The organism is Streptomyces sp. NPDC102462 (assembly GCF_044765425.1).
Classification (GTDB): domain Bacteria; phylum Actinomycetota; class Actinomycetes; order Streptomycetales; family Streptomycetaceae; genus Streptomyces.
Genome location: NZ_JBIWKB010000024.1, coordinates 25,628 through 45,904, shown reverse-complemented (window position 1 = coordinate 45,904; position 20,277 = coordinate 25,628). Strand labels below are relative to the sequence as shown.

At 71.8% G+C, this 20,277-nt stretch carries 13 protein-coding genes; 4 read left to right on the top strand and 9 right to left on the bottom strand.

The window, feature by feature from the left end:
* Positions 1-2 precede the first annotated feature (2 nt).
* Together ACIRFL_RS21555 and ACIRFL_RS21550 are read left to right on the top strand one after the other, a co-directional pair.
* Entirely contained in the window at positions 3-854 is an 852-nt protein-coding gene (locus ACIRFL_RS21555) for a fumarylacetoacetate hydrolase family protein (RefSeq protein ID WP_404030578.1), read from the top strand.
* Positions 851-1,879, top strand: a complete 1,029-nt coding sequence (locus ACIRFL_RS21550; RefSeq protein ID WP_404030575.1) for a mannonate dehydratase — start codon at positions 851-853, stop codon at positions 1,877-1,879. Before ACIRFL_RS21555 ends, ACIRFL_RS21550 begins: the two co-directional genes overlap by 4 nt.
* 64 nt (positions 1,880-1,943) lie before the next feature.
* On the opposite strand, the gene ACIRFL_RS21545 is transcribed toward ACIRFL_RS21550, so the two are convergent.
* Positions 1,944-4,010 (bottom strand): beta-galactosidase, encoded by a 2,067-nt coding sequence (locus tag ACIRFL_RS21545; RefSeq protein WP_404030572.1) that lies wholly within the window; start codon positions 4,008-4,010, stop codon positions 1,944-1,946.
* A 190-nt stretch (positions 4,011-4,200) separates the two neighbouring features.
* Here ACIRFL_RS21545 and ACIRFL_RS21540 point away from each other — a divergent pair, with 190 nt between their 5' ends.
* Positions 4,201-4,989 (top strand): SDR family oxidoreductase, encoded by a 789-nt coding sequence (locus ACIRFL_RS21540; RefSeq protein ID WP_404030569.1) that lies wholly within the window; start codon positions 4,201-4,203, stop codon positions 4,987-4,989.
* A gap of 86 nt (positions 4,990-5,075) precedes the next feature.
* Positions 5,076-5,930, top strand: coding sequence for an SMP-30/gluconolactonase/LRE family protein (locus tag ACIRFL_RS21535; protein ID WP_404030566.1), 855 nt, complete (start codon positions 5,076-5,078; stop codon positions 5,928-5,930).
* 61 nt (positions 5,931-5,991) lie between these two features.
* On the opposite strand, the gene ACIRFL_RS21530 is transcribed toward ACIRFL_RS21535, so the two are convergent.
* The 8 genes from ACIRFL_RS21530 to ACIRFL_RS21495 form a co-directional block, all read right to left on the bottom strand.
* Positions 5,992-6,810 carry an NAD-dependent epimerase/dehydratase family protein gene (locus tag ACIRFL_RS21530; RefSeq protein WP_404030563.1) on the bottom strand — a complete coding sequence of 273 codons (819 nt, stop codon included), beginning with the start codon at positions 6,808-6,810 and terminating at the stop codon, positions 5,992-5,994.
* Positions 6,807-10,835, bottom strand: coding sequence for a hypothetical protein (locus ACIRFL_RS21525; protein ID WP_404030560.1), 4,029 nt, complete (start codon positions 10,833-10,835; stop codon positions 6,807-6,809). The genes ACIRFL_RS21530 and ACIRFL_RS21525 overlap by 4 nt, the downstream gene beginning before the upstream one ends.
* Positions 10,832-11,722, bottom strand: a complete 891-nt coding sequence (locus tag ACIRFL_RS21520) for a carbohydrate ABC transporter permease (RefSeq protein WP_404030557.1) — start codon at positions 11,720-11,722, stop codon at positions 10,832-10,834. The genes ACIRFL_RS21525 and ACIRFL_RS21520 overlap by 4 nt, the downstream gene beginning before the upstream one ends.
* The gene (locus tag ACIRFL_RS21515; protein WP_404030554.1) at positions 11,719-12,618 is read right to left on the bottom strand and encodes a carbohydrate ABC transporter permease; all 900 of its coding nucleotides are present in this window, start codon (positions 12,616-12,618) and stop codon (positions 11,719-11,721) included. The genes ACIRFL_RS21520 and ACIRFL_RS21515 overlap by 4 nt, the downstream gene beginning before the upstream one ends.
* Before the next feature lie 28 nt (positions 12,619-12,646).
* On the bottom strand, positions 12,647-14,002 hold the full coding sequence (locus tag ACIRFL_RS21510; RefSeq protein WP_404030552.1) for an ABC transporter substrate-binding protein: 1,356 nt from the start codon (positions 14,000-14,002) through the stop codon (positions 12,647-12,649).
* Positions 14,003-14,026: 24 nt separating this feature from the next.
* Positions 14,027-15,298 carry an enolase C-terminal domain-like protein gene (locus ACIRFL_RS21505; protein ID WP_404030549.1) on the bottom strand — a complete coding sequence of 424 codons (1,272 nt, stop codon included), beginning with the start codon at positions 15,296-15,298 and terminating at the stop codon, positions 14,027-14,029.
* A 247-nt stretch (positions 15,299-15,545) separates the two neighbouring features.
* Entirely contained in the window at positions 15,546-18,371 is a 2,826-nt protein-coding gene (locus ACIRFL_RS21500) for a hypothetical protein (RefSeq protein ID WP_404030546.1), read from the bottom strand.
* A 79-nt stretch (positions 18,372-18,450) separates the two neighbouring features.
* Complete coding sequence (locus tag ACIRFL_RS21495; protein WP_404030544.1) at positions 18,451-20,226, bottom strand: glycoside hydrolase family 36 protein; 1,776 nt, start codon at positions 20,224-20,226, stop codon at positions 18,451-18,453.
* Positions 20,227-20,277 lie beyond the last annotated feature (51 nt).

Genomic DNA, 20,277 nt, shown 5'->3' with positions numbered 1-20,277 from the left:
CCATGAAAATGATGCGGATCGGGCCGCCCGGCGCCGAACGGCCCGTCGCCCTGCTCCCGGACGGCCGGCACCTCGACATGTCGTCTCTCACCGACGACATCGACGGCACCTTCCTCGGCGACGGCGGACCGGACCGGCTGCGCGCGGCGATCAGCGCGGACGCCCTGCCGGAGACCGACGTCCGCGGGCAGCGCGTGGGCCCCCCGATCGCCCGGCCCGGCGTCGTCCTGTGCATCGGGATGAACTACGCCGCGCACGCCGCCGAGTCCGGCTCCGCCGCCCCCGAGTGGCCGGTGGTCTTCTACAAGTCACCGCACTGCGTCGTGGGCCCCGACGACGAGGTGCTGCTGCCCCGCGGTTCGCACAAAACAGACTGGGAGGTGGAGCTGGCGGTCGTGATCGGGCGCCGCGCCCGGTACCTCGACTCCCCCGCCGACGCGCTGCGGCACGTAGCCGGCTACGCCGTCTCCAACGACGTCTCCGAGCGCGCCCTGCAACTGGAGACCAGCGGCGGCCAGTGGTCCAAGGGCAAGAGCTGCGAGACCTTCAACCCGCTCGGCCCCTGGCTGGTCACCCCCGACGAGGTGCCCTCACCGCAGGCGCTCGGCCTGCGCTCCTGGGTCAACGGCGAGACCCGTCAGGCGTCCAGCACCAAGGACATGGTCTTCGACGTCGCCACGCTGATCCACGAACTCAGCCAGTTCACCGTCCTGGAACCGGGCGACGTCATCAACACCGGAACGCCCGAGGGCGTCGCGCTGTCCGGCCGGTTCCCCTACCTCGAGGAAGGCGACGTCATGGAGTTCGAGATCGACGGTCTCGGCCGGCAGCGACAGCGGGTCGGCCGCGCATGACCGTACGGCTCTCCCTCGGCCACATCGACACCTACGACGCCCGGATCGCCACCTTCGCCCACCAACTCGGGCTGTCCGGCGTGCAGTTGCACACCCCGGACGTGCTGCCCGGAACCGACGGCTTCTGGGGCCCGGCCGAACTGCGCGCCCTGCGGGAGCGCTGCGACGCCGACGGACTGGCCATCGACGGCCTGGAGAACGTCCCGCTCGCCCACTTCTGGAAGATCCAGCGCGGTCTGCCCGGCCGCGACGAGCAGATCGAGAACTACCAGCGGACGATCCGCAACCTCGCCGCCGTGGGGATCGACCTGCTCGGCTACAACTTCCTCGCCACCTACGTCTGGCGCACCGACATGTCCGCACGGGGCCGCGGCGGCGCCCGGGTCACCGCCTTCGACCTGGCCGACGTGCACCGGGGCAACGCGCTCGCCGGGTACCGGCTGACCCCGGACCACCCGGTGGACGAGCCCATCAGCGCAGAGCGGATGTGGGCGAACCACCAGTACTTCCTCGACGCCGTGCTGCCCGTCGCCGAGGAGGTGGGGGTGCGGCTGGCCCTGCACCCCGACGATCCCCCGACCGACGCGCCGCTCGGCGGCACGGCCCGGATCTTCACCTCGCCGGACGCCCTCGTGCGGGCCCACGGCCAGGCCGGCGGCAGTCCGTCCTGGGGGCTGAACCTGTGCCTGGGCACCGTGTCGGAGATGGCCGGCGAGCAGAGCGTCAACGAGGTCATCGACCGGCTCGGACCGGCCATCTTCTACGTCCACTTCCGGGACGTGGACGGCACCGTGCCCCGCTTCAGCGAGTGCTTCCTCGGCGAGGGCAACCTCAATCCGGCGCGGGTGATCCGCAGGCTCGCCGACGCCGGCTTCGACGGGTTCCTCATCGACGACCACGTACCGGCCATGATCGGGGACCTGGACACCTGGGGCGACATCTCGTCCGAGGCGTACTGCAGCCGCGGCCGGGCGCACGCGATCGGCTATCTGCAGGGCGTCCTGAACGGGCTGGGTCTCGACTGACCGCACCCGAACCGTCGGCGGGCACCGGACGATCCGTCCGGTGCCCGTCCGCGTTCCCGGCGGCTCAGCGGGCCCGTCGCAGCACCCGCGCCCCGCCCGCCGGCACCGTGACCGAGCCCTCGTGCGCCGACCCGTCCAGGAGGTCGGTCCCCGCGCCGGGCACCGTGGCGGCGGTGTCGCCGTGGTTGATCAGGAAGACGTAGTCATGGGCGGCCGAGCGGCGGGTCACTGTCTCCAGCCCGCCCGCGGACTCCACCGCCGTCGCCCCGGACCGCTTGACGAGCTGAGCCACCAGGGCCGCCCGCGCCGCATCCGGCAACTCCACACCCACGTACCAGGCTTCGCCCGCGGCGCGCGTCGCACGGGTGATCGCGGGGCCGCCCGCGATCTCACCGCCGGTGTACCAGCCCGCGGCCTCGGCGTCCATGAGCTGGATCTCCTCGTGCCAGGTGGCGACCTGAGCGGGCCCGGTGACACCGTCGATGTCCACTCGGTCACCGTCCACCAGCGGCCCGAACTCCTCCACGCGCACCCCCAGCAGTTCGCGGAACGCACCGGGGTAACCGCCGAGCCGCACCCGGTCGAGCGGATCGACGATCCCGGAGAAATAGGTGACCAGCACGGTCGCGCCCGCCGCCACGGCACCGGCGAGGGCCGCCGCGTCCGCGTCGGACACCAGGTAGAGCAACGGCACGACGATCAGCCGGTAGCGCGACAGATCCGCCGACGGCGGCACGACGTCGACGGTGACGCCCGCCTCCCGCAGGCTCCCGTACCAGCGCAGCGCGGTCTCCATGTACGACAGGCCGTTGTGCGGATGCGACTCGCGTTCGGCGGCCCACCACGACTCCTCCGAGAACAGCACCGCGCAGTCCGCGACCACCTCGCTGCCGAGCACTTCCGCGCAGGCGGCCAGTTCCGCGCCGAGCGCCGAGACCTCGCGGAACTTCCGGCTGTCGGCACCGGCGTGCGGCAGCATCGCGGAATGGAACCGCTCGGCACCCGCCCGGGCGGCCCGCCACTGGAAGAAGCAGATCCCGTCGGACCCGTGGGCCAGATGCGCGAGCACGTCCCTGCGCAGCCGCCCCGGCCCCTTGGCCGGGTTGACCGGCCGCCAGCTGGTGGCTCCCGTGGCCGTCTCCATGAGCAGCCACGGCCTGCCCTTCGCCAGGCCGCGGGCGCGGTCGGCCGAGAACGCCAGCTCGGCCTGGGCGTCGCCGGCCGGCCTCGGATAGTGGTCACTGGCCACGAGATCCATGTCGTCGGTCCACGAGCTGTAGTCCATGTTCTTGCCCGCGTCGAACAGCACCAGGTTGGTGGTGACCGGCACCGTCGGTGTGATGCGCCGCAACACCGCTGTCTCCGCCCGCAGTTGTGCGCGCAGCTGGTCGGAGCTGAACCGGTCGAAGTCGAGGACCTGGGTGGGGTTGGAGTCGGTGAAGGTCAGCCGGGGCGGCTGGATCTGCTCCCACGCCGAGTAGGTCTGGCTCCAGGCGCTGGTGTTCCAGGCGGCGTTCAGTTCCTTCAGCGAGTCGCCGTACCTTTCCCTGAGCCAGGCCCGGAAGGCCAGGGCGCTCGCGTCGCCGTAGCAGCGCGCGTTGTGGCCGCCGAGTTCGTTGGACACATGCCACAGGGCGAGCGCGGGGTGCTCGCCGTAGCGCTCCGCCAGCTTCTCCACCAGCGCGAGCGAGTGTTCGCGGTAGACGGCCGACGACGGCGACCAGGCCTGGCGTCCGCCCTGCGCCATGGTCCGCCCGTGCCGGTCGACGGGCAGCACCTCGGGGAACAGGGTGGTCAGCCATGGCGGCGGCGAGGCGGTCGCGGTGGCCAGATCGACGGCGATGTCGTGCGCGTGCAGCAGATCGAGCACTCGGTCGAGCCAGCCGAAGTCCCAGCGGTCGGGCGCCGGTTGGAGCGTGGACCAGGCGAAGACACCGACCGTCACCAGGTTGACGCCCGCCGCGCGCATCAACCGGACGTCCTCGGGCCACACGCTCTCGTCCCACTGCTCGGGGTTGTAGTCGCCGCCGAAGGCGACGGGTTCCCCGCCGAACCTGTCGAGGACGTTGACGGGCCATCGGATCCACTCACGCGGCACGAGTTGCTCTCCTTCGAAGTACACGAAGTGCACGAAGAAACCAAAGAAAACCCAGAAGACGAAGAAAACACAGAAAACACAGAAAGCCGAGAAAGGGGACATTGCCCCGAGGACCGCCGATGTGCGGACCGAGTACAGACTAGCGGGGCGAGACAACGTTGTTTAGAGTGTGGGCGGCGCCACCGGAGGCAACCGTCTGGTGCACACACCCAGGGAGTGGATCGTGGCGGAGTTCGACGGCAAAGTGGCCATCGTCACCGGTGGGTTGAGCGGCATCGGGCACGCGACCGCCCGGCTGCTGGCGGCGCGCGGCGCCACGGTGGCGGCCGCCGGCATCCCGCCCCGGCACGGCGGTGCGGCCGCCCCCTTGCCCGCCACCGTGCGCAGCGTCGAGGTGGATGTCACCGACGAGGCCGCCGTCGCCCGGCTCGTCGACGACGTCGCCGAGACCCACGGCGGACTCGACGTGCTGGTCGCCGCCGCCGGCATCCAGCGCTACGGCACCGCGGCGGACACCGGCGCCGACGAGTGGAACGAAGTCCTCGCGGTCAACGTCACCGGCGCCTTCCACGCCGTCAAACACGCCCTGCCCCACCTGCGGTCCCGTGGAGCGGGCTCGATCGTGATCGTCTCGTCGGTCCAGGCGTTCGTCACCCAGACCTCCGTCGCCGCCTACACCACCAGCAAGGGGGCGCTCAACGCGCTCGCCCGGTCGATCGCGGTGGACGAGGCGAAGCACGGGATCCGCGCCAACGCCGTCTGTCCCGCCTCGGTGGACACACCGATGCTGCGCGCCTCGGCCCGGGCCTTCTCCGACGGCAGCGACACCGCCGCCCAGGCGCTCGTCGAGGCATGGGGCGGGATGCACCCGCTGGGACGGGTCGCGCGGCCCGAGGAGGTCGCCGAGGCCATCGCCTTCCTGGCCGGCGACCGGGCCAGTTTCATCACCGGTGTCTCGCTGCCCGTCGACGGCGGTCTGCTCGCCAACGCCGCGGTGGCGCTCCCCGATTGAGCCGCACCCGGCACCCGGGCCGCTTCCGGCCGCCCGAGGACACCCCGAGACACCCCGAGACACCCAGGGACAACGGAGGACTCCGGATGACGCCCGAGATCGCGGTCCGCGCGCGGGCCCGCGTCGGTGAGGGGCCGGTGTGGGACGCCGGGCGTGGCCTGCTGCACTGGGTGGACATCCCCGCGGGGCACATCCACACCAGCGCCCCGGCGACCGGCCGGACCACCAGCCTCTCGCTGCCGACCCAGGTCGGCGCGGCGGTGCCCCGGCGCGGCGGAGGTTTCGCCGCGGCCACGGCCGAGGGGTTCGCCTCGGTCGACGCCGACGGGACCGCGACCGTACGGCGGGCGGTCCTGCCGGACGGCGAGCGCATGAACGACGCGAAGTGCGATGCCCACGGGCGGCTCTGGGCCGGGAGCACCGCGCTGGACTTCCGGCACGGCAGGGGCGCCCTGCACGTCCTTCTGCCCGACTGGACCAGCCGGGTGGTCCTCGACGGCCTGGCGCTGCCCAACGGGCTCGGCTGGAGCCCCGACGGCCGCACCTTCTACCTCGCCGACTCGATCGCCGGGGAGGTGTACTCCTTCGACACCGACCCCGGGGACACCGTCCTTCGCCGCCGCCGCACGCTGGTGCGGATCCCGGAGCGGGCCGGACTGCCGGACGGGCTCACCGTCGACGCCGCGGGATGCCTGTGGATCGCCGTGTGGGGCGGCGACCGCGTCGTACGCGTCTCGCCGGAGGGCGATCTGCTCGCCGAGGTCCCGATGCCGGTGCACCAGCCGTCCTCGTGCGCCTTCGGCGGACCCGGTCTCGACGTCCTGTATGTGACCTCCGCCCGCGAAGGGCTGGAACTCGCCGACGACGACGTGGCGGGCTCCGTGTTCGCCGTCGGCCGGACGGGCGCAGTGGGGCTGCCGTCGACGGCGTTCGCCGGCTGAACCGGGCCGTGGCGCACCACAGCCCCCTTTGAGACAACGTTGCCTCGAAGAGGACTGCTGCTCAGCCGAGCGGCATCGTGCAGAAGCCCCCGCCCACCCGGTGGTTGCGCGGATCCGCCGGGTCGTAGGCCGTGGCACCGGGGATCGACGCCGCGTACCGCTCGGCGTCGTCCTCGGGGTGGTAGCCGATCGCCTCCGCCTCCTTCAACGACCACCAGCGGCGGGTGTTGCCGGAGATCCCCCACAGCACCCGGAACCCGGCGGGAGCGGCGCGCAGGCCGGCCTCGACCAGCCGGGCCGCGTCACCCGGCGACAGCCAGACGGCCAGGTCCTCGGGGGCGAGCGGCAGCGTCCGGAACGCGCCGATCCGCAGGCAGGTCACGTCGATGCCGAACCGCGAGTGGTAGAGGCTGCCCAGCGCCTCGCACGCGGCCTTGCCCACCCCGTAGTAGGTGTCCGGGCGGGGCGGCACGTCCGCGGGCAGCGTGCCGTCGACCATGTAGTCCATGGCACCGCGGGTGTGGAATCCCACGGCGTGGATGCTCGACGCGAGCACCACCCGGGGCACCCGCCGCCGGCGCACGGCCTCCAGGACCCGCAGGGTTCCCTTGACGTTGGTCTCGGCGATCCGCTCCCAGGTCGCCTCGCCGGCGAGGCCGCCCAGGTGGAGCACCGCGTCGACGTCGCGGCAGGCCGCGTCGATCGCCTCCGGGTCGGTGAAGGACGCCCGCACGATCTCGGCGTCCTCCCCCGGCGCGGGCGGGCCGACCTCGGCGATGTCCAGCAGCCGCAGCGTGCGGCCCGGCCGGGCCAGGCGTGGTCGCAGTTCCCGTCCCAGGCGGCCGGCGGCGCCGGTGATCAGGATCCGCTGCCGGGTCACGGCACCTGCCCGAAACGGTCGGCGAGCGCGGGCAGCGGCGGGGGCGGGGCCTGTTCGTCGTAGGGCGGCGGGGTCGCGTGGGCGGGGACGTAGGGCGACTGGTTGTAGGTGTGCCGTCTGCGGAAACCCAGCTCCGTGGGCGGGTACCAGTGGCGCAGGGCCTGCGGGTCGGTGTCCACGGGGGCCGAGCGCGGGCCCACGCCGTTGCCGTTCTCGGCCGCGACCGCATACTCGTAGACGGTCACGTCCGCCGCCCGTGCGGCCGTGTCCGGCTCGCGGTGCCCGGGGACGACGCCGGGCGCGTCGTCGGTGTACCGGAAGCCGAGTCCCGCGAAGATCTCGCGATACGTGTGCTCGCCCCTGCGGCGCCGGTAGAGCCGGTAGCGGCCGGCGCCCAGGACCTCGCCCCACGTGAGGGTGACCGTGCCGGTGCCGAGCCGCAGCCGCAGCCCGTCCGGCGGTTCGGGTGCCTGCCGGCCGGCGTAGACCGGGTAGTCGGCGCCGGGCGCGGCGCGGCGGTCGGCGTTCTGGGCGACGATCCGGACGTGGTACTTCTCGCCGTCGGTGAGGCCGGTCAGCCGGCACGGACTGTGTTCGGCCTCGGCGACCGTCGTCCAGCCGGTGCCGCCGTCCACGCTGAGCTGTACGAGGTGGCTGTCGGCGGCGGCCGGTGCGGTGAAGTGCACGATCGCGCCGCCGGGAACGGTTTGTGTCCGCACGATCTCGGCGGGCAGGGGTTCCGGTCGCCGTCGCGTCAGCTCCCAGCGGTGCCGGCCGCGGGGCAGCCGCACGGTGACGGTGTCCTCGGTCAGGACGGAGTGTGCCGCCCTGGCACCGTCGATGTAGAAGGCGGCCGTCGGGTCGAGTCCGGTACGGATCCACAGACGGACCGAGCTGTCCGCGGCGGCTTCGAAGATGCCCCCGCACTCGGCGGGATCCCGGTAGCGGACGCCAATGGCGAGTCCGTCGTCGTCGGTCACAAGGAGCAGGTCGCGGGTTCCCACGGCGCTGCCGCGAAACAGTGTCAGTTCCCGCAGGCCGTCGTCGAAGAGCCGGATCGCGCCGGCCGTACCGGAAAAGCGCAGCCCGTCCTGTGCGAACTCGGCCGACTTCGGCTGGAGATGGGTCGCCGCCTCGTACCGGAACACGTGGTCGAGGCTGTGCGGGGTGCGGATGCGGGCGCCCCAGGGCGTCGTCCGCTCGAGGGCGATCACCAGGTCGTCGCGGTGGCTGACGACGGCCAGGGTGTTGCCGTTGTCGCCGTCGGCCCTGCCCTCCAGGCGCACGCCGCGGGACACGTCGGTCGTCCAGGAGCCGCCGTCGAGGGCGCCGTCGGTGCGTACCCCGCGCACCACGTGGATGAACGGCATGCGCTCCGCGAGGTGGTCGCAGCCGTTGGCGTCGTGCGCGGTGGCGGTGGTGAGCGCGGACCATGTCCACACCATGCGCTGGTTCGGCGCGAACGCGTCGTAGGTGACGAGGTAGTCGCTGCCCATGAGGAGCACGCCGCGGCTGCGGTAGAGGCCGCCCACGGGGCCGTCCGGGTCGGAGGTGATCTCCGCGTACTGGGCGCCTTCGAGGTCGTGGAGGGGCGAGTCGAGCGTGTGGGGGCCGATGGAGCGGTAGCGGCCGTCCTTCCAGATCGCGCACGAGGTGACGTAGGTGGCGTCGGGCGCCCTGCGGTCGCCGGCGTCCTCCGGGCCGTGACCGCTGTAGGAGCGGCCCGCGGCGTAGTAGTAGAGGTGGCCGCAGCCGTTGTCGTCGGCGACGCCCCAGCGGTAGTTGGGGCCGCGGTCCACCTGCTGGAGGAAGACCGCGACCTCGCCGGGGCCGTCGACGTCCGCGCGGAGCGTGACGCCGTACCCGGTGTACTTCGTGCTTCTCAGGCGGGGGTTGGTGCCCTGGTTGCCGGCGGTCCGCACGAGGGGCCGCCACGGGTCCGGCGCGCCGTGCGGGCTGTCGAGCCGGCGGGCGGACGCGTCGCTCGCCCACAGCAGGTGCTCGGCGACGAGCGGGCGGTAGCGGCGCAGAGCCTCGCCGAGCAGCCGCAGTTCGACGGGTGGGCGGCGCGGCCAGGACGCGTGGGCGCCCTGTGGGGGGTGCAGCCGGTGTCGCTCGCCGTCCGGGCTGGTTTCGACGGGCGCGGTCAGGGCGTCGACCAACCAGCCGCCGACCGCGGCGAGTTCCGGTGTGGCGAGGCGGTTGCGGCCGTCGGTGAGCTGTCCGAGCGCGTTGGCGTGGGTGGCGGGGCGCAGGAACGCCCAGACGTAGGTGGCCAGGCTCTCGGTCCAGCGGCCGGCCCGTGCGCCGCGTGCCGGCAGCGCCGGGCGGGTGTGGAAGACCCCGGCGAGTTCGGCGAACTTCTCGAACCCGTCGAGCCAGTCCGACGCCGCCTCGTGGTCCGGGAAGAGCCAGGCGAGGCAGGCGAGCGCGGCCTTCCCGTCGGCGAGGAAGTTCGGGTGGCCGCCGATCATGCGCCGCAGCGGGCCGATCTCCTCGCCCGCCGAGACATGGGCGGTCAGCAGGAACAGGGCGTCGACGCGGGCGCGTTCGTCCGCGTCGAGGCGGTCGGCGAAGCGGTCGTAGCCGTCGAGCAGCCGGTCGTAGAGCGGGCGTTGGCCGATGTTCAGGTAGCCGGGGAGTTCATTGACGCCCTGGGCGATGAGCCGCGGGCCCTCGGGGCCGGCGAACAGCGCGTCGGTGAACTCCTCGGGTGTCCTGAACTCCCCTTCCGGGCACAGCCGCTGGGGCCGTCGTCCCGTGTAGGTGAGGTTCCAGTCCTTGACGCGGTCGAGGCTGAGGGTGCCCTGCCAGTGGTGCAGGAACCGCATACGGCTGGACGGGTGGGCGGCGCCGGCCGGCTGGGCGCGCAGTACCTCCAGGTCGCGCTCGTGGTCGTAGAACGCGAGGGCGGTGGTGCGGGTGCCGGAGCGCAGGGGCCAGGTCCAGCGCAGTACGCCGTCGTACCGGAAGCGGATCCGCAGGGCGCCGGCGGAGGCCCAGGACGCGTAGGTGCGGTCGTCCCAGTGCGCGTGGTCGCGGATGAAGACGCCCATCGCGTCACCGCGGGCGGCGTCCCAGAACGTGGCGTGCGGCCGGACGTCGAAGGCGTGGCTCGGCGCGTAGGGGCCGACGGTGAAGGCCATGTCGACGTCCGGGCGTTCCGTCCCGCCCGGCCCGGAGAACGAGGGGTCCTCGCCGCTGTCGCCGAGGACGATGGGCTCGTCGATGCCGAGCCAGTGGTACAGCTGCGGCGATCCCGCGTCGGCGTGGTCGGCCGGGGACTGCGACAGCGGCCAGGTCGAGGAGAAGCGGTGGCTCGGCGTGACCCCGTCCCAGGTCAGCTCCCAGGCGGTGGCCGTGGAGTCGAGCGCGGTCATCTCCTCGGACAGCTCGACGTGGTCGCAGCCCTGGAGGCAGCGGACCGTGGCCGTGTACGCGGCTCCGCTGGTGAACCGGTAGCGGATCTCGTGGGTCGCGAACAACGGGCCCGCTTCGACGCGGCGCACGTCCAGGCGGGCGAGGCGTTCGCCGCCGCAGCGCAGTGCGGACGTGCCCACCCAGCCGTGTCCGCGGTCCAGGCGCAGGACGGGCCCCGGCACGGCGCCGTCTAGGTAGCGGCCCGGGGACGGCAGCCGGATCCGCAGCGGCCCGCCGTCCACGACGAGGCCGTCGCCGTCCGCGTCGACGCGCACCGGCCGCGGGACGTCGGCGTACGGCAGCGAGTCGTCGGCGCACAGGGTGACGTCGTAGGACCCGCCGGAGGGCAGGTCGGTGAAGAAGCACACGACGGCCGAGGCCAGGTGTCCGTCCGCGAGGCCGACCTGGGACAGCTGGAACGGCACCGGCCGGCCCGCCCGGTCCACGAGCCGCAGTTGTTCGGGCCGCAGGGCCGGCCGGGGCCAGCGGACCGGGTGGTGCAGCAGCGTTCTGGGCCAGGCGAACTCCGGATGGCGCAGCGCGTCGGTGTACCGGAACCGTATCCGGTCGGCGTCCGTGGGCCATAGTGTGACCTTGGCTGTCACGGTCGTTCCCCTTCCCCGGCGTCCGTGGCTGGCGGTGAGGCGGTGACGCCCTGGGTGCCGAACGCGGCGCCGCCCGCGACGCCTTCGACGAGATAGCGCTGGAGCAGGACGAACAGCAGCAGGATGGGTGCCGCCACGATGAAGGTGCCGGCGGCGATCAGCGGCCAGTTCTGGGTGTACTCGCCGAAGAAGGAGTACAGCCCGCGGGTCACCGGCCACAGTGCCGCGTCGGAGAGCATGACCAGCGGCAGGATGAGGTTGTTCCAGGCGTGCACGAACCCGAAGACGGCGAAGGTGGCCAGGGCCGGTTTCATCTGCGGGAGGATGATGGTGAGGATGAACCGCACATAGCCGCAGCCGTCCAGTGCGGCGGCCTCGTCGATCTCGCGCGGGATGCCCTTGATGTAGCCGACGAAGAAGAAGAAACCCGCGCCGGACAGGCTGGTCAGGATCAGGTATCCGGCCATGCTGTTGTACAGGTGGAGCGAACGGGCCTCGATGAACAGCGGGATGAGGCCGCCGGGCAGGAACCCGGAGAAGACGAAGAACGTGTACAGCAGGTTGGAACGCTTGAAGTAGCCGCGGGAGATGGGGAAGGCCAGGAAGACCCCGAGGATCAGGGTGACCGTGTCGGGGATGATGGCGTAGATCAGGCTGTTGACCATCTGCCGGCCGAAGTTCCCCTGTTTCCACGCGGTGGTGAAGCTCTCCGTGGTCCAGGGGTCCGGCAGTCCGGTGGGGTTCTGCAGGAAGCCGGTGTACGTCTTGAATGCCTGGAGCAGCATGTACACCAGCGGCAGCGCGAACAGCACGGCGGCGATCGCGAAGCAGATCAGGTTCACGCCGACGGCCTTGGCCGCTCTGCCGGGCGGGGCGGGGGTCTTCACAGCGAGATCTCCCGTCGGCGCAGGGTGAACAGGAGGCCGCCGCCGATCACCACGGTCAGGAAGAACTGGAGCATGGCCAGCATGGAGCCGTAGCCGAGCTGGCTGTCGCCGCCGAACGCCGACTGGTACATGTACAGGCCGAGCGTCTTGGTGCCGAAGTTGCCGCCGGTGAGGACCATGATCAGCGCGTATTCGCCGAGCGTGCCCATCGCCGTCAGGAACACGGTCACCGTGGTGGCCGGGGCGAGCAGCGGCCAGGTCACGTGACGGAAGACACGCAGCCGGCCCGCGCCGTCCATGGCCGCGGCCTCGTAGACGGAGGGCGGGATGTTCCGCAGCCCGGCGATGTAGATGAGCATCGAGTAGCCGGAGAACATCCAGACGTTCACGAGGATCACCAGCGGCAGGGCCAGGGTGCCGGATCCGAGGAACGAGGACGTGGTGCCGAAGACGCCGTGCACGATCTTCTCCACCGGGCCCGAGTAGGGGTCCAGCATGAGGGAGAAGACGGCGCCGACCACCGCGACCGAGAAGATCTGCGGCATGAAGATGATCGCGCGGTAGACGGTGTACGAGCGTCCTGGCCGGTTCAGCAGCAGGGCGAGTCCCAGCCCGAACGCGGTCTGCAGCACCGTCACGCCGACCACGTAGATCAGCGTCACCCGTAGCGCGTCCCCGACGGCGGACGACAGGGAGGTGAACGCCGCCTGGTAGTTGCACGGACCGCAGATGTTCAGGGGGGTGCCCGGCAGTCCGGAGTACCGGGTGAACGAGTACCCGATGGTGGCGAGCGACGGGTACAGCCCGAACAGGAGCCATCCCGCTCCCGGTATCGCGATGCTGGCCCAGGGGATGAACCGCCGTGTCCGCCGCGTTCCGAAGGGGCAGCGTGCCACTTGGGCCTCCTTTCCGAGGGTGCGTGCGCTACTTGCCGACCGACTTGCGGTACGCCGAGGCGGAGCGGGACAGGATGGTGTCGATGCTGTCGCCGCCGATCGGCGCCAGCTTGTAGAAGTCGGGGCCGAGCGCGTCCTGGGGTGCCCCGGCCGGTGTCCAGGGGTTGGTGAGCTGCGGGAAGGCGTCGTCCATGTGGGAGTTGAGCCAGTCCATCCACGGCAGGCCGGTGTTCTTCAGCGCGGGCTGGGTGGAGATGGAGCCGGTCGCGGCCAGCCACTCCTTGTAGTTCTCCGGCTCGGAGAACAGGGCCAGCCACTGCATGGCCAGGTCCTTGTGGGGTGCCGTCTTCGGCACGACCCAGGTGAGGTCCGGTTTGAACGCGACCCGGTTGGCGGCGGGGTCGTCGGTGCCGGGCAGGGTGAAGAACCCGATGTCGAGGTTCGGGTTGGCCTGTTGGATGGTCAGCCCGTCCCAGGAGCCGTCGAGCAGGAACGGGTAGTCGTCGCTCTTCGCCGCCCACACACCCGGGGCGGTCTGCTGGGACACACCCGCGGCTCCCGGCTCGATGTACTGCAGGACCTTCTGGTGCCGTTCGGAGATCTCCTTGTAGACGGGGTCCTTCCAGGACCGGGTGCCCTTCCAGAACGCGACGGCCCGGTCCTCGGACACCTTGACGGACTCCGTGGGCCGATGCCCCTTCATGAGCGTCTGGTTGGCGACGCCCTGCCACACACCGCCGTGCATGCCGTCCTTCGCGGACACGAAGATCGGTGTGATGCCGGCCTTCTTCAGGGTCTCGCAGGCGTCAAGGAACTCCTGGAAGGTGGTGGGGAGGGAGATGTGGTACTTCGCGAGGAGGTCCTTCTTGTACCAGAGGGCGCCCGCACCGACGTACTCGGCGGCCATCACGCCGTACACGCCGCCCTTGTGGCCGACCGCGGCGGCCTGCACCGCCGGGTCGTAGTTCTTCATGAACGGCTGGTCCTTGAGGTCGGTCAGCTGTCCGGACGTGATGAGGGCGGCCGCTCCCCCGGGCTTGATGTCGGTGTAGTCGGGGGCGAAGCCCTGCTGGGTGGGGGCGAACTGGGCGAGCACGTCGACCGACTTGGACTGCAGCATGCTGTTCCACAGTTGCTGCCAGGTGCCGTTGACGGTCGGCGCGGTCTGCAGTTTGACCTTGACCCCGGGATGTTCCTTCTCGAACCGGGCGTTGAGTTTCCTGGTGAACTCGACGGCGCCGGGGTTCGTCCACTCGGCGACGGTCAGGGTGACGTTCTGCTGCGAGCCGCCGCCGGTGTCCGAGGACGGGGTGGTGCAGCCGCCGAGGACGACGGCCAGGGCCGCGGTCGCGGCGAGGATCGAGGCGGGTGTGCGGGTTCTCATGCCTGGTGCTCCTTCGGACGTCGGTCAGGGGCGTTGCAGGGCGCCGTCCGCTCGGCGCGGCGGCCGCCACGCCCGCCCGGGTGCGGCGGGCCGGGGCGGGAACTTCCGGGCCAGTCCTTCGTCGAGGTCGATGCCGAGTCCGGGCGCGTCGCTCGGCCACAGGTGGCCGTCGCGGATCTCGGGGCAGCCGGGGAAGACCTCGCGCACGGCCGGGGCGAACAGGTGCTGCTCCTGGATCCCGAAGTTCGGGGCGGCCAGGTCCAGGGCGAGGTTGGCGGCATGACCGACCGGCGAGACGTCGCCGGGCCCGTGCCAGGCGGTGCGCACGCCGAACAGCTCGCACGCGCCGGCCAGCCGCCAGGCCGGGGTGATGCCGCCGATCGCGGAGATGTGCACACGGATGAAGTCGCACAGCCGTTCCTGGACGACGGGCCGGTACTCCGCGGGGTTGGTGAACAGTTCGCCGATCGCGATCGGCGTCACGGACCGGGCGCGCAGGATCCGCAGCCATTCGATGTCCTCCGGCGCGACCGGGTCCTCCAGGTAGAACAGGTCGTACGGTTCGAGGTCCCGCGCGATGCGGACGGCGTCCGTGGGGTGCACCCGCTCGTGCACGTCGTGGATCAGCTCGACCTCGGTGCCGATCTCCTGCCGCAGATGCTCGAACAGGCCCCGCACGGTGCGCCGGTAGGCGGCGGGGTCCCAGGCGTTGGGGGTCAGCGGCGGGCGGGCACCGGCGCGGGCCTCGGCGGCCGGCGCCCCGTAGGTGCCGGCCCCGGGCACGGCGACCTGGCAGCGCACATGCCGGTAGCCCTCGGCCATCAGGGCCCTGACCTCGTCGGCGGTCTCCTCGGCGTCCCGTCCGGCCGCGTGCGCGTACAGCGGCACGGCGGTACGGCACCGGCCGCCGAGCAGCTGCCACACCGGCAGGCCGGCCTGCTTGCCCTTGATGTCCCACAGCGCCATGTCCACTCCGGACAGGGCGTTGTTGAGCACCGGACCCGAGCGCCAGTAGCCGCTCACATGCAGGGTGGCCGCGATGTCAGTGATGTCCGCGGGGTCACGGCCGATCAGCTGGGGTGCCAGATACTCCTCGACCGTGGTGGCCACCGCCGCGGCCCGCTGGGTGAAGGTGGCGCAGCCCAGTCCGTACAGACCGGGTTCATCGGTGTCGACCCGGACGACGACGAGGGTCGTCCCGGCCGGCGCGGTGAGAACCGCACGAACAGAGGTGATCCGCACCCCACCCGAGGCCCCCCAGGGCGGCTCGACGTCCTTGTCACTGACATCACTCACAGGGAGGACTCCTGTCGTCAAAGCCCCCGAAGGGACAGAGGATGAAAGGGGCGCGGGGTTCGGGCAGCGCCCCGAAGGGGCGCGGGGAACTGCGCGCCCAGCCACAACGCATCCGCACCCGACCGACGACGCACACAGCGGCCCCCCAAACAGGCGCGGGCTCTTCAGATATGAGGCCGCGGGCACGACCAGCACAACGCACCCGCAGCAGACCGACGACGCACAACGGCCAAGCCCAGCGGAGCGCTCAGTGGCCGATGCCCCACCGCGTATCCACCCGCCCGCCGGTGAACTGCGCTCCCGTGCCCCAGAACGGGGCGAAGTTGTAGCAGCCGGAGACCGGGGGCGCCGACTGGGTCGTCCAGTAGGTGGCACCGCGGCCGGTCGGACCCGAGTCCTGCACCTGGACGGCGAAGCTCATCGGGGTGACGCCGGCGGGCGGTGCCTTCTTCACCGCCGTGGCCAGTTCGGGCAGTTGGCTCCAGGCGAGCGCGATCTCGTACCTGGTCAGCCTGTTGCCGTCGTCCCGGGAGACGAGCACACGGCCTTCGGTGCCGTCGGCCGGCCCCGCGTCCATCGGGCCGAGGGGGGTCGGCAGCACCGCGTTGGTCGGGTAGTAGGTCTGGTAGTTGGTGCCGGGCGCCAGCAGCCGGTGCAGTTCCGACCGGCCCCCGGTGGCCAGGGTGGCGGCGAACAGGTGGGACAGGGACCGCAGGCACTTCTCGTGGTGCGCGTCGCCGGCCAGCAGGTCCTCGGTCTTGTCGGCGACGGCGTCGAAGGCGAGCTGGATGCTGTCCGCCTTGAACGGAAACTGGTACTGGTCCTGCTCGAACGGCGGGTTCGACACCTGCGCGTCGTCCTCGATCAGGGCCCTGAGGTACAGGAAGGCGTCGTCCCAGGCGCCCTGGAACGTGTAGGTCCTGGTCTCACCGGCCGCGGACACGTTGGTCATCGTCACCGGCAGCACGTCGTTCCACTGGCTCGCGCTCCCGCCGACGGTGATCTGCCGGAACGGGAGATAGGCGACCTGCACGGTCCGCGAGCCCGTCTGGTGCAGGCCCGGGCGGTCGGACACGGTGACGTCGTAGCCGATGGTGTACCGGTTGTGCGCGTCGAGCCGGTGGCGCGTGACGGGGAAGGAGACGACACGGGCCTCGCCGGGCCGGATCCCGCTGACCGGCGCGGTGCGCCGCGCCGTGCGCCAGCCCTGAGGCAGGGTGACGGTCAGGGACGCGTCCATGGTCTTCGGCGACACGTTCTCCACGCGGATGTCGACGGTGCTGCCGGCGCCCAGCGGTCTGACGAAGGACAGCGGGCTGATGTGCAGCGGGGTGTCGTAGTCGAAGTGCGCGTCGCGGGTCAGGGCCCGCCTGAGCGCTTCGGGTGTCAGGTCGCTGTCGAAGTAGACGACCTCCCACGGCTTCAGGGTCAGGGTGACACGGCGTGCTGTGCCGTCGGTGAGCCGGCGGCCCAGGTAGTCGTAGGCCCGGATGCCGCGCGCGTCGTGCAGGGTGAGGGTGCCGGTGTAGCCCGCGTCCTGGTGCTCGTCGGTTCCGTCGTAGATCTGGTCGGCGTAGAGGGCCGCCCGGCCCCTGCCGTCGGTGCCGCGGAACAGGAAACCCCATGTCGACTTGGCGTCCGGGTACAACTCGGCCTGCATCTCGGCGTCTTCGAGCAGGCTCGTCATCGTGGCGTAGGCGACGACGGCGGGCAGCGGGGTCTTCGTCGTCACGTCGTAGATGTTGAAGTCGTCTCCGGAGTACCCCTTGTCGTAGGACAGGGAGAACCAGAAGATCCGGATGGGTGACTGTTCCTCGGCGCCGGCCAGCATGTGCAGCAGATAGGTCGGGGCCAGCGTCCTGGCCACCCCGTAGTCGGCCTCCTCGCGCGGCAGGTCCGCGAAGTTGTAGCGGGTCGCGGTGCCCAGCTCGGTCTGCCACTGCCCGCCGCGCCCCTTCGTGCGCGACCAGAGCTTGTCCATCCTGATCTGCGTCTTGGTCATGGCGTACTGGGTCGCGTCCGGGTAGCCGTAGGCGTGGTTGACGGAACCGTCGATGTACCCGGTGTCCTTGGAGCCCTGGGCGTAGACGATGTCGCGGTTGTAGGAGACCGAGCCGCCGCCGATCAGGTGCACGTCCGGGAACTCGGGCTTCACCCGCTCCCAGATCATCCTGCACATGTCCCGGTAGTCCTGCGCGTCGCCGGTCTTCCAGGTCCAGCCGTGCACCCACGGCTCGTTCCACAACTCCCAGTAGTGCACGAGGTCCTGCAAGGGGGCGATGGCGTGGTAGACCATCTCGACGTGCGCGGCCATGTCCTTGGGCCGGTTCTGGTACAGCTTGAGCGGTTCCCCGTTGGGTCCCGGCGCGACGTTCCACGACATGTTGTAGTTGATGCCGCCGAGGGTCTCGATGCCGTGCCGGTGCCATTCGGCGATCTCGGCCCGGGCGGCGTCGATCCTGGGCTGCTGCCAGAACACCCCTCGCGAGGGGGACACGATGTCCGGCTGGACGGCGTCGATGCCTCTGGTCCACTTCACGCCGATGCGCTGCGCGATCGTCTTGGTGATGGCGGGTGTCGACTCCGGCCGGATGCCCATGCCGAACACCGACCGCGGGCGCCGTCCCTCGGCCGCGGGACGGATCACGCCCAGTCCGAGGGTGTCGGCGAACAGCCGGGTGCCCGCGTCGTCGGTGACGGTGACGGTGACCGTGTAGTGGTCGGGGCCGAGGGAGCCGAGCGGGACGGTGACGGTGCGGGGGGTTGCGGCCGCGGCCGAGAACGGCTCGGTTCCGCCGTGCAGCGGCGCGCCGAGCCGGGCCGATATCGACCAGGTGATGGTCCCGCTCAGCGCGGTGGTGCTGTTGACGGTGACCAGCAGGTCGGGGGTCGCGGCTGTGTCGCCGCTCACCGGGTAGAGCCCGGTGGGATCGGAGAATCCGACGGTGACCGGGGACGCGGCGAGCGCGGCGGCCGGGGCGTCGGCGGCGCGTGCGCGCGGGGCCAGGGCGCCGGCGGCGGTGACGCCGAGGGCGGTGGCCGCGCCCAGACCCACGAGGGTGCGGCGGGACATCTCGCCGGGCGCCGGCGATGCCGCGGTGCTGCGAGGACGTCGATCTTGGCTGTCTGACACGAGCGGACCTCTCCAAACGTCAGCGCGGGGATTGCTCGGATGACACCGGCCTGAGCACACACAGGCCGGACGGGGGTACGGGGACGGTGTTCGGGCCGGGAACCAGGGTCTGCACGGCCGATCCGGCGGGCCGGCCGCAGGCGTCGTGGGCGTCGAGCCGGACCTCGGCGGCGCGCCCGCCGACGTCGAGGACCACCTGCGCGGCGGCGGTTGAGTTGACGAGGGCCACCTCGGTGAGGCCGGCCAGGTCCAGTGGCGCCGAGCGGTGTTCGGCGTAGAAGGTGAGCACGGCCCGCCGTCCGTCGGTGGCGAGCACCGTCTCGTACAGCTGGTCCGGGCGTCCGGCCCGGATCTCGCCCTGAGTGAGGACGTCGCGGTGGTCGCGCCAGAAGCCGAGCCAGAACGCCGTCAACGCGCGGTGTTCCTCGCTCTGCCCGGCGAGCCGGACGGAGATCTGGGGCGTCGCGTACAGGGCCGAGTGCAGCTGCCTGGCCGCCGCCCGCGCCGAGGCGCCCGGGTCCCACATGAGCATGTCCGAGTGGACGGATCCGGCCCTGGCGGCGGCGCGGATGTCGAGCGTGCGCACCCGGTTGGCCGTGGCGTCGGCCGGGCAGTCGCCTGCCCGCAGCAGGTTGCCGAAGCCGAGCATGCCCGGGCCCGCGTAGGGCTGGCGGAGTTCGACGAGCAGGTCGTCGCCGCGCAGTGCGCGCAGCCGGTCGCGCAGTTCCGTCAGGAGTCGGTGCATCGCCCGGCCGATGTCCTCCTCTGCCGGGGTGCCCTCCTCGTCGGCGTAGACCGTCGCGAAGTCAAGGAAGTCGATCTTCAGTCCGTCCAGTCCGTACCGGTGGACGAGGCCGGCGCAGGAGTCGACCACGTGCCGGCGGACCTCATCGTGCCGCGGGTCGAGGACACGGCAGCCGAGCCGCGCCACGGCGTGCGGGGCGTGGCCCTCCAGCGCCTGGTAGGCCTCGGTGCGCTCGCCCAGGAGCAGCGGCGCGATCCAGGCGACGTAGCGCAGCCCGAGCCCTCGCACGGTGCTGACGTGCGCGGCGAAGTCGGGGAATTTCGCCGGGTCCGGCGTCCAGTCGCCGCTGCCGGAGTAGCCCGGGCCCTCGGCGCGCGTCTGCCAGCCGTCGTCCAGCAGGAGCACCCCGCAGCCGGCCTCGGCCGCGCGCCGTGCCTCCGCCTCGACCCTGGTCGCGTCCATGTCGCGGTGCAGCGAGTACCAGGTCGAATAGGCCGGGGTGCGCGCCGCATCGGGCACCGGGAGCGTGCCGGGGGGCGTGAGCGGCCCGGTCAGGGCGCGCAGCGCGTCGGCGAAGGGCGCTCCCGGGGCCCCGATCCGGATACGGCAGTGCTCGTCCGGCGACAGGTCCATGGCAAGCCAGACGCCGAAGCGGGCCGATGCCTCGTTGAGGCCGAAGCGGATCCTGCTCGTCGCCGTGACCCGGTCGGACGCGAACGCCAGCAGAGTCAGGCCCGCCGAGTCGTACAGGCAGCCCAGCGGCGCCGAGTCGACGAGGCCGACGGTGCGCCAGCGGCCGGCCCAGTCCGCGGTGAGATGGCGGTCCCAGCCCACCGCGGGGTGCCAGTAGCCGACGGCGTCGCCCAGCGGAACGTCCAGGCGGAGCACGGTCGTTGCCGACCCTGCGGCCCGCACATGGAGCACCGCGCCGGCCGCGTCCTGCTCCAGTTCGAGGGGCGGGCCCTCGGTCAGCCGGCTGACACGCACGCCGTGCGTGTGCAGTGCGTCATGGTCGGCCCACAGCCGCGCCAGCTCCATGATGTCCGCCATTGCCGTTCCTCTCCGAGGTGCGGGTCAGGGACACAGCCCGAGTCGAGACAA